The 15183-nt window shown below is 65.8% G+C and carries 16 protein-coding genes; 8 read left to right on the top strand and 8 right to left on the bottom strand.

Going from position 1 to position 15183, the window contains the following annotated elements; translation table 11 throughout:
• A partial coding sequence (locus J7643_17345) for a GDP-mannose 4,6-dehydratase (protein MBO9542359.1) occupies positions 1-338 on the bottom strand: 338 nt, incomplete at its 3' end.
• 375 nt (positions 339-713) lie between these two features.
• Positions 714-1409, bottom strand: a complete 696-nt coding sequence (locus tag J7643_17350) for an exopolysaccharide biosynthesis polyprenyl glycosylphosphotransferase (GenBank protein MBO9542360.1) — start codon at positions 1407-1409, stop codon at positions 714-716.
• A gap of 300 nt (positions 1410-1709) precedes the next feature.
• Between J7643_17350 and J7643_17355 the strand changes: the two genes are divergently transcribed.
• Positions 1710-3167 (top strand): sugar transferase, encoded by a 1458-nt coding sequence (locus J7643_17355; GenBank protein ID MBO9542361.1) that lies wholly within the window; start codon positions 1710-1712, stop codon positions 3165-3167.
• On the opposite strand, the gene J7643_17360 is transcribed toward J7643_17355, so the two are convergent.
• Positions 3164-4258, bottom strand: a complete 1095-nt coding sequence (locus tag J7643_17360; GenBank protein ID MBO9542362.1) for a hypothetical protein — start codon at positions 4256-4258, stop codon at positions 3164-3166. The two genes, J7643_17355 and J7643_17360, sit on opposite strands and share 4 nt — an antisense overlap.
• A 125-nt stretch (positions 4259-4383) precedes the next feature.
• Between J7643_17360 and J7643_17365 the strand changes: the two genes are divergently transcribed.
• From J7643_17365 to scpB, 4 genes are all read left to right on the top strand, one after another.
• Positions 4384-4623, top strand: coding sequence for a hypothetical protein (locus tag J7643_17365; GenBank protein MBO9542363.1), 240 nt, complete (start codon positions 4384-4386; stop codon positions 4621-4623).
• A gap of 143 nt (positions 4624-4766) precedes the next feature.
• The gene (smc, locus tag J7643_17370) at positions 4767-8258 is read left to right on the top strand and encodes a chromosome segregation protein SMC (GenBank protein ID MBO9542364.1); all 3492 of its coding nucleotides are present in this window, start codon (positions 4767-4769) and stop codon (positions 8256-8258) included.
• Positions 8249-9031 (top strand): segregation/condensation protein A, encoded by a 783-nt coding sequence (locus J7643_17375; protein ID MBO9542365.1) that lies wholly within the window; start codon positions 8249-8251, stop codon positions 9029-9031. Before smc ends, J7643_17375 begins: the two co-directional genes overlap by 10 nt.
• Positions 9009-9563 (top strand): SMC-Scp complex subunit ScpB, encoded by a 555-nt coding sequence (gene scpB, locus J7643_17380; protein ID MBO9542366.1) that lies wholly within the window; start codon positions 9009-9011, stop codon positions 9561-9563. The genes J7643_17375 and scpB overlap by 23 nt, the downstream gene beginning before the upstream one ends.
• Positions 9564-9628: 65 nt before the next feature.
• Here scpB and J7643_17385 read toward each other — a convergent pair whose 3' ends face one another.
• Complete coding sequence (locus J7643_17385; GenBank protein MBO9542367.1) at positions 9629-10345, bottom strand: YkgJ family cysteine cluster protein; 717 nt, start codon at positions 10343-10345, stop codon at positions 9629-9631.
• A gap of 94 nt (positions 10346-10439) precedes the next feature.
• On the opposite strand from J7643_17385, the gene J7643_17390 reads away from it, so the two are divergent.
• The gene (locus J7643_17390) at positions 10440-10592 is read left to right on the top strand and encodes a hypothetical protein (protein ID MBO9542368.1); all 153 of its coding nucleotides are present in this window, start codon (positions 10440-10442) and stop codon (positions 10590-10592) included.
• A gap of 38 nt (positions 10593-10630) precedes the next feature.
• The gene (locus J7643_17395) at positions 10631-11572 is read left to right on the top strand and encodes an alpha/beta hydrolase (GenBank protein MBO9542369.1); all 942 of its coding nucleotides are present in this window, start codon (positions 10631-10633) and stop codon (positions 11570-11572) included.
• Positions 11573-11582: 10 nt separating this feature from the next.
• Here J7643_17395 and J7643_17400 read toward each other — a convergent pair whose 3' ends face one another.
• Both J7643_17400 and hemC read right to left on the bottom strand, forming a co-directional pair.
• A complete protein-coding gene (locus J7643_17400) occupies positions 11583-12350 on the bottom strand; it encodes a uroporphyrinogen-III synthase (GenBank protein ID MBO9542370.1) in 768 nt (255 codons plus the stop codon).
• Positions 12351-13277, bottom strand: coding sequence for a hydroxymethylbilane synthase (gene hemC / locus J7643_17405; protein MBO9542371.1), 927 nt, complete (start codon positions 13275-13277; stop codon positions 12351-12353).
• 125 nt (positions 13278-13402) lie between these two features.
• Between hemC and J7643_17410 the strand changes: the two genes are divergently transcribed.
• The gene (locus J7643_17410) at positions 13403-13819 is read left to right on the top strand and encodes a hypothetical protein (GenBank protein ID MBO9542372.1); all 417 of its coding nucleotides are present in this window, start codon (positions 13403-13405) and stop codon (positions 13817-13819) included.
• Here J7643_17410 and J7643_17415 read toward each other — a convergent pair.
• A complete protein-coding gene (locus J7643_17415) occupies positions 13816-14112 on the bottom strand; it encodes a late competence development ComFB family protein (protein MBO9542373.1) in 297 nt (98 codons plus the stop codon). The two genes, J7643_17410 and J7643_17415, sit on opposite strands and share 4 nt — an antisense overlap.
• Positions 14113-14181: 69 nt before the next feature.
• Positions 14182-15159 (bottom strand): bifunctional riboflavin kinase/FAD synthetase, encoded by a 978-nt coding sequence (locus tag J7643_17420; GenBank protein MBO9542374.1) that lies wholly within the window; start codon positions 15157-15159, stop codon positions 14182-14184.
• Positions 15160-15183: the final 24 nt, after the last annotated feature.

Genomic DNA, 15183 nt, shown 5'->3' on the forward strand with positions numbered 1-15183 from the left:
AGCAGGCGCAGGGTGCCGATGGCGTCGGCGTTGGCCGTGTACTCGGGGGTCTCGAAGGAGACGGCCACGTGGCTCTGGGCGGCGAGGTTGTAGATCTCGTCGGGCTGGACCTGCTGGACGATCCGGATCAGGTTGGTCGAGTCCGTCAGGTCGCCGTAGTGCAGGTGGAACCGGCGCTCGGTCTCGTGGGGGTCCTGGTACAGGTGGTCGATTCTCTGGGTGTTGAAGGACGAGGCGCGGCGCTTGATGCCGTGGACTTCGTAGCCCTTGGAAAGCAGAAGCCCGGCCAGGTACGAGCCATCTTGTCCGGTAATGCCAGTAATGAGTGCTCGCTTCATTCTTGGGTTTCTGTTCCTCTTCAAACCGTCATATTGACTGGATTAAGCGTACCGCTCCCATTATGGCATTTAACGTGATGAGCGGGGGTTACTTCCATCTTGAAGGGCAGGCCTCTTCCGAGGCCTGCCCTTCCGAAAGTATCGCCAGGCCTACTTGGACTGGGAAGTGCTGCCGCCGTTGCCGGTGCTGCTGTTCTCGCCCGAGGTACCAGTAGCGGGGCAACCTGCCAGGCTCACAACCACGAGCGAAAGAGCAGCGATCGCCAGAAGAACCTTCTTCATTTTGAAACAGTTTCCTTTCTGTAAAACACAGAGGCAAACAAGCCGCCTCCACTGTACCACGCCCCGAAAGGCCTGAAACCAAAGGGTATTAGCCTAACAGGCCCCTTCCATGCGCAGGATCACCTTCACTGTCTTTAACAAGATCAAAATATCCTGCCGTAGGGACCATCCCCTGATGTACTGGAGATCGAGAGCCAACATTGAGCGGAACGAGGAAAGCTCGCTCCGACCGCTGACCTGCCAGAGCCCCGTGGCCCCCGGCATGACCGAGAGGCGCTGCCACTGCTCGGGGGTGTAGCGGGCGACTTCTTCCGGCACAGGGGGGCGAGGGCCGACCAAGCTCATCTGACCGAGCAGGACATTCACGAACTGCGGAAACTCATCCAAGCTGGTACGGCGGATGAAACGGCCAACCCGCGTGACCCGGGGATCGTGCTTCATCTTGAAGATGGGGCCGTCCTTGACCTCGTTCAAGGCCATCAACTCGGCCTTGCGCGCCTCGGCGTCCCGCGCCATGGACCGGAACTTGTACATGTCGAACTCGCGACCGTTCAGACCCACCCGACGCTGGCGGAAGATCACAGGCCCCGACGAGTCCAGCTTGATGGCGATCGCGACCAGCAGCAGTACAGGGGCAAGCAGTACAAGCGCACAGAGGGCTCCGACCACGTCAATGGCCCGCTTGAAAAAGCGAGCGCGGCCCTGCAAAGACGCATGCAGGGGCGGCGCGAGCACAATGATCGGCGCGGGAGCGACGGACGGCAGATTTTGCAGCGTGTTGGTTGACACGTCGACGCCCCCTCAATCAATCAGCCCCGCGTGGCCGGTGCCTCGCAGTTCTTTCCCGCGTCCGGGGAGAAGGATTCATCCAAGCGCGCTTCCTCACGGACTCATCACGAAACCACGACGCTTCGCTCAGCCTAAAGTCATTGCAGCAAGCGCTTTCCAGGAATATTTCATTATATAATATCATTCAAAATAAATAATATCGGCAATTACCACTACCTCCCCCTAAGCAAGGGAGCGCATAGGATAGCGGTCCGGATGGGTATCGATCCTTTGCACCCACCGGCCAAGGATCCCTAACCGATGAACTCCCTGCTAAAGGAAGACATCCGCCACCCCACCTCGACCAAACTGCCGAGGCGGTTCTCAGGCACTCTTTATCGCAGGCTTCGCGCCGCGATCCTGATCCTCCTCGACATGGGGCTGCTCGCCGCCTCGGTCGCCATCGCCCATGCGGTGCGATCCACGCTCCTCGTCGCCTGGTTCGGACCGCCGAGCCTCGATCTCGCGCAGCGCCTCCGGCTCTTCCCCATCTTCTGGGTCATCCAGGCCCTGCTCTTTTCGCAGGTCGGGCTTTACGGAGCGGGTGATCGGCGGCGGAACCTCCGCGCCATCTTGAAGGGGGTCTCGCTGGCCGCACTGACCCTGTACGTGGGCAGCCGCATCTACCCGCCCCACGCCCACCCCAGCTTCCTCGTGCTGCTCTGGGCCTTCAGCTTCGTCCTGGTCGCCCTCGGCCGGATCGGCATCGATCACCTGCTGAACGCGCTGCGCATGGGTGGCTTCGCCCTGAGCCACAGCCTGGTCATCGGGAAAGACGCGCAAGCCGTCACGCTCTTCCAGCGCCTCAAGCGCCCCTCCTACCACCTGCTGGGACAGATCTACCCGGGCCACCTCCCCGCCCCCATGCACAACGGCTACATGGGAGGCCTCAACCACCTGGAGGCCCTCCTCGAGCGCCATCACGTACACGAGGTCCTCTTGGTCGAGGACATCCCCATCAAGGAGCGCGAGGCCGTCCTCGAAACCTGTATGAAGTTCGGCGTGCCCATGCGGGTCGCCCTCTCGGGCTTCACGACCACCGCCAACCCCATCGCCCTTCAGACGCACAACGGCCACGGAGTGCTCGAAGTGGTCCAGCCGCGCCTGCGCATCTCGCAGTTCGCGCTCAAGCGCTTCTTCGACGTCACGGCGACCACCCTCGGCCTCATCCTGCTCAGCCCGTTCCTGCTCCTCGTCGCCCTTGCGATCAAGCTCGACTCGCCCGGCCCCATCCTGTTCAAGCAGCAACGCGTGACCGTCAAGGGCCGGACCTTCTGGATGTACAAGTTCCGCAGCATGCGGGTGAACGCCGAAGCCGAGCTCGAGAAGATCATCCACCTCAACGAGCGCAAGGACACCCTCATGTTCAAGCTGGACCGCGATCCGCGGGTGACCCGCCTGGGCCGCCTCCTGCGCCGCACCAGCCTGGACGAACTACCCCAGCTCATCAACGTCTTGCGCGGCGAGATGAGCCTGGTCGGGCCGCGCCCGCCCCTGCCCCGCGAGGTCGAACAATACAGCCCCCACCATCGCCAAAGGCTTGAGGTCCTGCCGGGCCTCACCGGCATGTGGCAGGTCTCTGGCCGCAGCGACATCACCGACTTCGAAGAGGTGGTCCGCCTCGATCTCTCCTACATCCGGGAGTGGTCCCTCTGGCTCGACTTCAAGATCCTCTTCAAGACCATCCCCGCTGTCCTCCAATCCAAAGGGGCCCGCTAGCGCCAGGCCCCCAGGTGACGTCGGATGTAATCGGGCGTCAGGCGATACCATCCCGCTCCCGCCTCAGGCTCGGGCCAGAGAATGGTCGCTCCGCGCGGCGCCGTCGCCCGGTAATCCACCTCGAACCAGCCGGGGGCCTCAACCCGGAAGGGACGCGGATCGGGACGCCGCCCTGGCCCCAGGTAAGTGGAGAGACTCGCCCTCAACTGGTTGCCGAAATCACTGCGGTAGTAACCCAGCTCGACCGCCGAGCGCGGGAACAGGCGTCCGAAGACAAAGGACACCGCCCGGTCCCCGGCCGGATAGACTCCGCCGTCCCCTCGCACGTAGGTATCCGCCCATGGCAAGCGGTACTCCAGGCCCGCCACGGCCGACGGCGCCTGCGAGGTGACGAGCGTCGTGCGCAGGTTCCAGCGCCAGGCACCGGTGCCCAGCAAGCCCGCAAGCTCGCCTTGGGCCCCGTAACGCTCGGCGTCCCAGCGCCCAATGGACCACGCGGCAGCAAGCCCAGGGGCCAAGGGACGATGGCCGCCCAGCAGCATGAAGGTCGGGTAGGCGTCCCAGGTGGGATAGAACTGCACCTGCAAGCGCCCCAATGCGTGCCAGCCAGGAGCGATCTGGGTGCGGAAGGTGTTGTTGATGAACCCCTTCAGGTGATCGGAAAAGAAGTAACCAGGCGTGATGGCCAACTCCGGACGCCAGGTGGATGAGTTCTCCAGCGCAGCGGGCGGAGAGGGCGGCGCCCAATCGTAGGCGAGTTGCGAGCCGAAGCTCTCTTCGGAAGCTTGCCGGCTGATGAAGGCACGATAGCCGTCCACTGGAAAGGAAACCCCGAGGATCGGCAGCCGCTCTCTCAGGGGCACGAGCTGTACCGTTCCGCCAGTCGGAGCCACCTCGGCCGCCATCCGGGCGACCTGCGCAAGCCCGTCGTTGGCATCGAGCGATCGCCGATCCTCGAAGAACACGACGGTGCGATCGTCCTTGGTCTCGACAGCCACGTTCTCATAGCCATCGGCAACCAGGCGCGCAGCCAGATCCGGCAGAGCCGGAGCGATCGATGCGGTAGCAGCAACAAGCAGAATAGGCAACATCCCTGCATCATACCCCTTCGCCTCCCTGCGGCTCAAGACAAGCGCGACATCTGGTCTTTCAGGTTGATTTTGCCATAAAAACGAAATATATTATCCATATTAAACAAGAAACGAAGGAGGCTCAAATGCGCACATACTGGCTGCATTATCTCCTCAACCTCGTCGTGCCCCTCGCCCTGATCTTCTTCGCCTGGGGCTGCGGTGGTGTTGCCCTCCAGGTCGATGCCCCTCGCAAGACCCCGCCCCCGGCCAAGACCCGGAAGCCTCTCCCGACGCCGATCCCCACCGCGAAACCGGTGAAGGCCGGTGCCCCGCGAGGGAGCCGCCTGATGCTCGATCCCTATAGCCACACGGCGCTGGTTTGAACCGACCTATCCCCCTCTAACCTGCTCCCTTTGTAAAATTTCACACCCGTGCGCGGCGCCACAGCCCTAGGCGCGATAAAATGGTATATTCGCGCCGCCGAAATCCTGCCAAGGGGCGGGATTGAAGCGATCCCGAGGCCGGCATGCGCATCAAAGAAATCGAGATCGACAACTTCAAGAGCTTCGGCAAGCCCACCAAGATCCCGTTCTTGGCGGGCTTCACGGCCATCAGCGGCCCCAACGGCTCAGGCAAGAGCAACATCATCGACTCGGTCCTGTTCTGCCTGGGTCTCTCCAACTCGCGCACCATGCGCGCCGAGAAGCTCACCGACCTCATCAACATCAACAACAGCCGCCGCGAGGCCAAGGTCACCATCCGCTTCGGCGGCGAGACCGAAGCCGAGGTGATCGAGGTCGCCCGCCGCCTGCGCGAGAGCGACAACGGCTACCAGAGCACCTACTACCTCAACGGCAAGGCCTGCACCCTCACCGAGCTGCACGACACGCTCGCCATGCACAACGTCAGCCCCAACGGCTACAACGTCGTCATGCAGGGGGACGTCACCCGCATCGTGACCATGACCCCCACCGAGCGCCGCAAGATCATCGACGAGATCGCGGGCGTGGCCGAGTTCGATAACCGCGTCAACCTCGCCACCAAGGAGCTCGACAAGGTCAACGAGCAAGAGGACAAGAGCGCCCTCATCCTGGGCGAGATCGCCGAGCGCCTGGTCCAGCTCCAGAGCGAGCGCGACCACGCCCTCAAGTACCAGACCATCCGCGCCGAGCGCGATCGCCTCGAAGCCCTCACCAAGCTCTCGATCGCCTGGGACATGCGCCAGAAGATCGCGGGCCTGCTCGACGTGGTCTCCGCCGCCGACGAGCGCCAGGGCACCATCCAGGCCACCATCGACGAGGCCAAGGCCGTGGTCGCCGCCCGCCAGGCCGAATACGCCGAGCTCTCCTCCCAGATCCAGCAGAAGGGCGAAGACGAGCTGCTCAGCCTGCAGGCCCAGCTCGAAGAGACCAAGGGCCAGATCGAGCGCGAGCGCAGCGGCCGCGAGTACCTCCACCAGCAGAAGTTCGAGCAGGAGCGCCTCAACCTCCGCGACCTCGAAAATGTCGAGCGCCACCGCGCCAAGCTCGAGGATCTCGCCCACCGGCAGACCGAAGCCAACGAGCGCAAGCAGCGCCACCAGGAGGACCTGAGCGGCGCCCAGAAGACCTGGCAAGAGGCCCACGAAGAGCTCTCCGCCCTCTACGCGACCAACGAGGACACCGCCAAGAAGGGCACCGAGCTGCGCCGCGAGCTCAACGAGGTCAAGGACAAGTACAACGAGCTGTGGCGCGAGAAGGTCCGCATCGAGGACACCAGCCACCGCTCGGGCGATAAGCTTGAAGCCTGGAAGACCGAGCTCGAGACCCACCGCGAGGCGATCAAGGGCCTCGAAAAGGAAGCCGGCGAGCTTACTGCCGAGGTCGCCGACTACCAAGAGAGCATCCAGGACTACGAGAAGGAGCGCGCCCACATCGCGAGCCGCTACGCCCAGGCCCAGGCCTCGGTCGAGCAGCTGAGCCATGCCACCGACAAGGCCCGTGATGCCTACTTCCGCGCCGATGCCACCTTCAAGGCGGCGGGCGAGGGCTCCTTCGGCCGGGCCGTCGAGGCGGTCCTCTCGGCCGGCCTGCGCGGCGTGCACGGCACCCTGGCGCAGCTGGGCGAGGTGGATCCCCAGTACACCCAGGCCCTCGAGATCGCGGCCGGCGCCAAGCTGCGCAACGTCGTGGTGGACGACGACAGCGTCGCCTCCCGAGGGATCGAGATCCTCAAGAGCAACCGGGCGGGCCGCGCCACCTTCCTGCCCCTCAACAAGCTCAATCCGCCCCGGCGCCTGGTGCCCACCGGCGAGCCCGGCTTCATCGGGTACGCGGTCAACCTGGTCAAGTTCGACGCCAAGTACGCCGCCGCCTTCCACTTCGCCTTCGGCGAGACCCTGGTGGTCCGCGACATGGCGAGCGCTCGTCCACACATCGGACGCTTCCGCATGGTCACCCTCGAAGGCGACCTGCTGGAGCGCTCGGGCGCCATGACCGGCGGCTCGGACGGCAAGGGCTCGGGCCTGCGCTTCACCGCGAGCCTCGCCAAGGACCTCGAAGAGGCCAAGCGCGCCTTCGATGCGGCCGTCTCCAAGCTCGCCCACCAGAAGGCCGTCATGGAGGCCATCGCCCAGGACGCCGAGAAGGCCAAAGAGCAGCAGCGCCACTGGCAGGACCAGATCCGCGGCAAGCAGTTCGAGCTCCAGGACCGCACCCGCCGGCTCCAGACCCTGCGCGACCAGATCCTCGCCCTCGAAAGCCAGATCACCATCGAGGAATCCGAGTCCGAGGGCATCGAGGAGCGCCTCGAAAAGCTCCAGGAACAGTTGTTCGTCATCGAGGACCGGCAGAACCAGCTGGAGCTCGAGATCTCGGACATCGACGAGCTGCTCGACAACGAGCGGGTCGCCGAGCTCTCGAGCCTGGTCAACAGCCACGACTTCAACGTCAAGCGGCTGGAAGGCCTGATCAACAACTGCGAGCACGAACTCAAGGGCATCCAGCTCGAGGTCACGAGCAGCACCGAGGCGATCCAGCAAGTCCAGGCCGAGGTGGACCGCCGCAAGGAAGAGTTCGTCACCATCGACCAGAAGATCGCGAACAGCGAGGAGACCCTCAAGGCCTGCCAGGACAAGCTCAGCGCCCTGGAGCGCCAGCGCGACGCCCTGCGCGATCGCATCGGCAGCCTCCAGCTCGAGCGCGAGCGCAAGGCCGAAGAGGTCCGCGTCGCCGAGCGCAAGGTCAGCGATCGCGAGCGCGAGCTGGAGCGCCTTCTCGAAGGGGTGGCGGCCACCCGCGAGCAGATCGCGACCCTCCAGCCCCAGCTCCAGGCCATGGAGGACGACCTCTGGCTCAACGGCATCGAGCCGCCCAAGGAGCCGCCCGCCGAGCAGTCCACCGAAGAGCTCAAGCGCCAGATCGTCCGCCTCGAAGGCCGCATGCGCGACATGGAGCCCGTCAACATGCTCGCCATCGAGTCCTTCGACCGCGAGGCCGCGCGCCAGGCCGACCTCCAGGAGAAGGTCGCCAAGCTCCGCGAGGAGCGCCTGACCATCCTCACCCGCATCGAAGAGATCGCCGCCCAGAAGAAGGCCAGCTTCATGAAGGCCTACGACCAGATGGCGACCAACTTCTCCGAGATCTTCGCCGAGCTCGCCGCGGGCACGGGCCACCTGCACCTCGAAAACCCGGAGGACCCCTTCGACGGGGGCCTCATCATCCGCGCGCAGCCCAAGGACAAGAAGATGCAGCGCCTGGAGGCCATGAGCGGCGGCGAGAAGTCGCTGACGGCCCTCGCCTTCCTCTTCTCGTTCCAGCGCTACATGCCCGCCCCCTTCTACGCCTTCGACGAGGTGGACGCGGCCCTGGACGGGGTCAACGCCGAGCGCCTCGCCATCATGATCCAGAAGCAGACGACGCACGCCCAGTGCATCGTCATCTCGCACCGGCGCCCCATGCTGGAGCGCTCGGACCAGACCATCGGCATCTCGGCGCGTACCGACGGCGCCACGCGCGTCCTGGGGGTCAAATGGAGCTAGAGGATACGAATCAGCCCGAGGTCACTCCCTTTGACATCGTCACGTCGAACAACAAGGGGATCGAGATCCTGGTCGATCTCGCCAAGTCCGGCCAGATCGACCCCTGGCACATCGACGTGGTCGACGTGACCGACAAGTACCTCAAGACCCTCGACGTGACCAAGGAGACGGACCTGCGCCTCTCGGGCCGGGCCCTCTTCTACGCGGCGGTCCTCCTGCGCCTCAAGAGCGAAGCCCTAGAGGAGGAAGAGGAGGTCGAGGACCTCTTCGGCGACGATACGGTGGACTACGAGGACGACGGCGACCAGCTGGTCGTCCGGGCTCCGATCAACATCCTGGACCGGGCGATCGCCCGCCGCAACAGCGCCAAGCAGCCCCGCAAGCGCGCCACCACCCTGGTCGAGCTGATCGCCGAGCTGCAGCGCCTGGAAGCCCTGGAGCGCGAGGGCGCCCTCCAGAACGACAACGCCATGCGGCGCAGCCGGGCGACCCCCGAGGAGCACCGCCAGAACGTCATCAACATGACCCACGAAGAGGACGTGGAGGGCGACATCGAGCACCTCACGACCCTCCTGAGCGAGTGGCTCGCCGACAGCGGCATCCTCACCCTCGCGGGCGTGCTCGATCAATGCCCCGATCCGCGTGGTGCCTTCTTGGCGCTGCTCTTCCTCGATTCGCGTGGTAAGATCACGCTCCACCAAGACGATTTCTATCAGGAAGTCACGATCCATCCGGAGGAGACAGTCTCCCATGGCCAAGACCGCGCGGCGTAAAGGCTACGCCGAGCTCACCGCTCAAGACCTCAAGCCCCACGTCGAAGCCGCCCTCTTCGCGACCAACAAGCCCCTCTCGCTGGACGAGCTGGTGGAGCTGACGGGCGAGGGCAAGCGCAAGCTGCAGAACGCGGTGAACTTCCTGATCGCCGACTACGAGAGCCGCGAGGACTCCGCCCTCGAGATCGACCAGTCCGAAGCCGGCTGGATGCTCGCGGTCAAGGCGCGCTACTCCAAGGTGGTCGAGCAGATCGTGCCCATGGAGCTCAGCCAGGGCGCGCTCAGGACCCTGTCCCTGGTCGCCGCCAAGCAGCCGATCCTCCAGACGGACCTGATCCAGCTGCGAGGCTCCAGTGCCTACGACCACCTCAAGGAGCTGCTGGAGCAGGGCCTGATCGAGAAGATCCCCCAGGGCCGCTCCTTCAACCTCAAGACCACCCCACGCTTCGCCGAGTACTTCAAGCTCGACAAGGAGCTCGTGGCCAATCACCTGACCAACCTGAAGCCCGAAGACCTCGGACTCGAAAGCTAAACAGGCGCCGGTCGGCGACGACACGGCGCCAAAGGCGGAATCAGCGGTCACATCACATCGACAGATTATGCGGCCCAGCGCAGCAACCACAGCGGCATCGGCGCCACCTCGGCATCGGGCGCAAGCTCCTTCAGGCGCTGGTAGAACGGCTCGACCGGCGCCATGGTCAGAGTCTCGCTCCCGAGTACCGTCAGCTCCTCGATGAAGCCCGGGCCGAATGTCTGGCAGATCAGCATGGTCGGTTGCTTGGCAAGGGTCACCCCGAAGCTTCCATAGGCACGGCAGACCACCGGCCTCACCTCGTACACCCCGCACCTGCCCTCCCCGTCGAGGAAGGCACAGCGTACCGGTAGCCCCTCGTGCGGAGCACCCTGCTCGCCGAAATCCGAATCGGCCCAGAAGGCGGCCAATGCCTCCAGCTGGGCGCGATGAGGCTCGTACGCGACGCGGACCTGCTCCTGGACAGCGACCCGGGCCTCGGGGGTCAGGGTCGCATCCAGGTGGCGCGCGATCGCCTGCCACTCCGGCGCCGACACCCGAAAAAGGATCTCCTCGCAGCAATGGCTGCAGCCCGCCTTGCAGGGCAGGGTCGGGTACGCCTGGGAGAAGGCGAAGGAGAGGTAGTCTAGAACCGTGTAAAGGTCGTCCCACTGGCCGCTCTCGCCCACGTTGTTGACCTGGGCGAGCAGTTGCCGGCTCTGGCGGATGACGGTTGTCAGGTTCGCGGCGTCCATCCCGTCAGTCTGGCAGCCATGGGGCGAGGCGTCAACGCGGGCCGCCATGCCCTTTACGACAATTTACGTCAGCCTTTACGGCGTCTTGACGATAGCATGCCTAACCACGCGATCCTTCGCCCGATCCCATGGAGGCCTGCCCATGTCCCGTCGCAAAGTGCTCAGCCTGATCCTCGTCACCTTGACCCTCAGCGGTCTGACCGTCGGTTGCGGTCGCGTGCCGACCTCCAGCGACGACGACACGAGCAACAAACCCAGGCCCATGCGGCCCCGCGTCGCGGATACCGCTCGCTAGAGCGTTGCATCGCCCCTGCTCCGTCCTATAATCGGAGCATGAACGCGCAGACGATCGAGAAGGGATTCAATCCTTATCGGTGGCTCGCCACGACGCTAGCTAGCACGTTCCACTACGACCTGGATCCCACACGCCGCCTCGTCACCCCAGGACCCGACGACCCTCACACCACCGAGCACCTCGTCCTCACGCCTGGCGACTGCCGAATCCCTGGCATGGTCTTCCGCCCCAAGGCGGCGAGCGGCCAGGCAGTCTTGTTCGGCCATGGGACGGGGGCGGATCTGCTGCTTCCCAACTATCGCCTGATCGAGACCCTGCTCTCGCGTGGCATCACCGTCATGACCTTCGAGCTGGACGGCCACGGCGACAACCCCAGGCCGCTCGGCTACCCCTCGTGTCTCGGCTGCGTCCCCTGCGTCCTCGCCCACCTTCGAAAGCTCGATGGGGTCGATCCCGACCGGATCGGCTACCTGGGCATGAGCCTGGGCAGCGTCATGGGGCTGAACGCGGCGGTCGAAGCCCCCTGGCTCAAGGCCATGGTCCTCATGGCCACCCCGCTGCGGGTCGACTTCTCCGAGCGATCGCGCCTCCAGGAGGCCCTGGGCCTGCTGCATCCGACCGTCATGCCGACGCTCACCGAGGCCTCGGTCGATCACCTGCTCGGCGTCCTGATGAACCCGGTGCGCTTCAGCGAGGAAGAGACGTATTCCCTGCTGGATCGAGAGTGCTACGAATCGGTAGGCAAGCTGATCGAGGCACTCGACCCGCTCGGCAAGGCCGCGCAGCTCACCCCCATCCCGACGCGCCTGATCCACGGCGAGTGGGACAACGTGGTGCCCATGGAGACCGCGTACCAGTTGCTCAACGCCCTGCCCGGGCCGGCGGACCTGGTCACCATCCCGCGCAAGAACCACCTGACCCTGCTCTTCCACCAGCCGACCGCAACCGCCGCCTGCGAGTGGTTCGAAGAGCACCTCTAAAGGGGTAGGCTCAAACCGCCTGGGCGATCGCCTCGATCAAGCCCGGCAGGCCCGGCTCCTGGGCTTCGCAGCCGACGTCGTACCCGCTCTCGCGGATCGCCTTCGCCGTCGAGGGCCCGATCGCCGCGAGCCGCACCTTCGAGGGCACCTGCTCGGGCGCGATCGCCGCGAGCAACTCGACCCAGGTCGAAGGGCTGGTCAGGGCGATCCAATCGGGCGCGTCCTTGGCGAGGAGCTCGCGCAGGGCCTCGATCGAGGCCCCATCCATCCCAGCGAGCGTCCGGTACACGACCGGATCCTCCACCTGGGCCCCAGCCTCGCGCAACAGGACCGTGAGCGTCTCCCGGGCGCGATCGCCCCGCGGGAAGAGCACTCGCTTGCCGTGCAGGTCCTCCTCGGCGCGCATGGCCGCCGCGAGGCCCACGGCGGTCGCCACCTTCGCCACCAGGTGCGCCGGATGGCCCTCGGCCGCCATGGCCTCGGCCGTGCGATCGCCCACCGCCGCCAGGCGCAGCGACGCGGGCAAGGCCTCCTTGCCGCGTTCGCGCAAGCGCCCGAAGAAAGCCTGCGCCGTGTTCACGCTGGTGAAGGTCGCCCAGTCGTAGGTCTCAAGCCGTTCGAGCGCCGCATCGAGCGCGCTCCAGTCCTCGGGCGGGGCGATCGCGATGGTCGGCATCACCCGCACCTCGGCCCCCAGGGCCTCGAGGCCCACGACGAGCTCGTCCGCCTGCTCTCGGGGCCGGGTCACCAGGACCCGGCGACCAGCAAGGGGTTTCACTTAGAGCGAGCGCATGGCGAGCAACTCGCGCCCGCCAAGCTCCATCAGCTCCCGGCCCAGGGCTTCGCCCAGCGCCTCGGCCTTGGCCATGGGGCCTTCCATGGTGCGGCGGATGAGGCGCGAGCCGTCCGGAGCCGCCACCACGCCCTCCAGCTGTAGATGATCCCCAAAGAGACGGCCATGGGCCCCGATGGGAGCCTGGCAGCCACCCTGCATGGTGCGGAGCAGAGCGCGCTCGGCCACCACCGCCGCGCGGGTGGACGCATCGTCCAGGCGAGCGACCAGTGCGGCGAGCTCGGCGTCATCCGCGCGCAGCTCGACGGCTACCGCCCCCTGCGAGACCGCCGGCAAGCAGACACCCATGGGGATACGGGCGGTGATGCGCTCCTCCCAGCCGAGGCGGATCAAGCCCGCCGCCGCCAGCACGATCGCATCCAAGTCCTGGTGCTCCAGCTTGGCGAGTCGGGTGTCCAGGTTGCCCCGCAGGTCCTCGAAGCGCCAGGTGGGATTGTGGTGCTTGAGCTGGGACACGCGCCGGATGCTGCCCGTGCCGATGCGGGCGCCATCGGGCAGGTCGTGGATCGAGCCGTGTTTCAAGGACACGATCACGTCGTGGGCATCCTCGCGGGGCATGAAGGCCCCGAGCATGAGGTGGTCGGGCACCGAGCTCGGCATGTCCTTGCCCGAGTGGACGGCGATGTCGACCTTGCCCTCGGAAAGAGCCGCTTCCAGCTCCGCCACGAAGACCCCCTGCAAGCCCACGGCCGCGAGCGGCACGTCCTGGCGGCGATCGCCCTCGGTGCGGATGATCTCGATATCGCACGAGACCTCCGGAGCCACCTCGCAGAGGCGACGGATGACCCAGTTCGCTTGCCAGAGCGCGAGCGCGCTCCCCCGGGTCCCTACCTTGATTCGACGACCTTGCATGACGATTCCTCGCTGGAAAAGGGGTGCTACATCCAGTCTAGCAAGGGCAACCGGGGCTGTAAAACGCCCCGCTCGCTCCGTTTCGCCCCACAGGCCGGGGGTATGGATCGCCCAGGAGGACATGAATGCCAGCGATGCGCACCGCGAAGGTCGAGCCGATCCCCTGTGGAGGGCGCTCCAGCGCTTCACTCCCGAGAAAGGCCGACAAGGCCAAGATCCTGTTGAGGATGGACCCCACCGCCTGGGGCCGCGCCACCCGGCTCGACTTGGAGCAGCAGGGCTACGCCGTCACCAGCGTGCGCACCCTGGACGCCGAGGCGATCGCCCGCCATGCCCCCGATGCGATCCTCTACTTCCGACACGCCGAAGAGAGCCCCGAGGCGCTGATGCACCTGCCCGAAGGGCTGAGCGTGATCGTGGCGAACGTAGGGGGTGCCATGCCGGCCCCCATCGGGGCCCTCGCCGAGACGCGGGGCTACCGAATGCTACAGAGCAACTGCGGTCCCTGTCTGCACCAGGTCATGCGGGTGCTGCCGAGCTAATCCCCGAGCACTTTCAGCACACCGCGCGCGCGGGCATGACGGGGACGGGCGCTGATCATCTGGATCGCCCAGGAAACGCAGTACTCCACATCCGCTCGCAAGGAGGCCGTGGTGGCCTCGAGATAGCCCCCCAGGGCCCCCGACTCGTCCACGACGTAGCGCGGGGGCAAATTGTTGAGGGCGAAGGCCATCATGTCGATGCGGCAGCGATCGCAAGCACAGGCACTCGGTGACCGAAGAAGCAGCTCGCTCAGGACGGCTTCGACCTGGTCTTCCATGAGGTTGCGTAACATCACGGTATGAACTCCCTAGCGATAGGTTCCTCGGGAGATCATACCAGAGATCGTCGCCTGCGGCTCCTGTTAGGAATGCGGGACTCCGGCTCCCTGGAGCAACTCGCCCGCCCGGGCCACGTCCGCGCGGATCTGGGCAACCAGCGCGTCGATCGACTTGAAAGCCTGCTCGGGGCGCAGCCGATGGGTCAGCTCCAGGGTCATGGTCCGATCGTAGAGGTCGCCCGCGTAGTCGAGCAGGTGCGCCTCGATGCGCAGCTGGGGCGGATCGAAGGTGGGGCGCATCCCCAGGTTGACCACGCAGGGGTTCGAGTGGCCGTCCCAGCGGGCATGCCCCGCGTAGACGCCGTAGGCGGGCAGAAGCTTCTGCGGATCGGCCGCCACGTTGGCGGTCGGGAAGCCCAGGAGGCGCCCGCGCTGATCCCCCTTCACCACGAGGCCCGAGAGGGTGTAGGCGCGGCCCAAGAGCCGGTTCGCCTCCTCCACGTGGCCAGTGGCGAGCAGCTTGCGGATCCGCGAGCTGGAGACGGGGGCGCCGTCGTCGGTGCAGGGCGGCACGACCGTCACGGCGAAGCCGTGGTCGGGGCCGAGGGCCTGCAGGGTATCGACATTGCCCGACTGCTGATGCCCGAAGGCGAAGTTGTAGCCGACCACCACGTGGCGCGCCGCGAGCTGCTCGGCCAGGATGCGGCGGATGAACTCGCGGGCGTCGATCGCCGAGAAGGCCGGGGTGAAGTGGGCGCCGATCACGAGGTCCACGCCGAGCTCGGCCAGGAGGGCCTGCTTCTCTTCCCAGGTCGTGAGCAGCGGCACCGGGTAATCGGGGCGCAGCACCGCGCGGGGGTGGCCGACGAAGGTGAAGACGACGCAGGGCAGGCCCTCGCGCGCGGCGATCGCCTTGGCTTGGGCGATGACGGCCCGGTGCCCCTGATGGATCCCATCGAACATCCCGATCGCGACGACCGAGGGGGTGGCGGGGCGTCCGAGCGCGAGCTCGGGGTAGTGAAGGAAGATGGTTTCCACGGAATATCCCTTGGATTGGGTCATGAACGGCTCCCCATTATACTCCGA

The organism is bacterium, from assembly GCA_017744355.1.
In the GTDB taxonomy this organism is placed as follows: domain Bacteria; phylum Cyanobacteriota; class Sericytochromatia; order S15B-MN24; family UBA4093; genus JAGIBK01.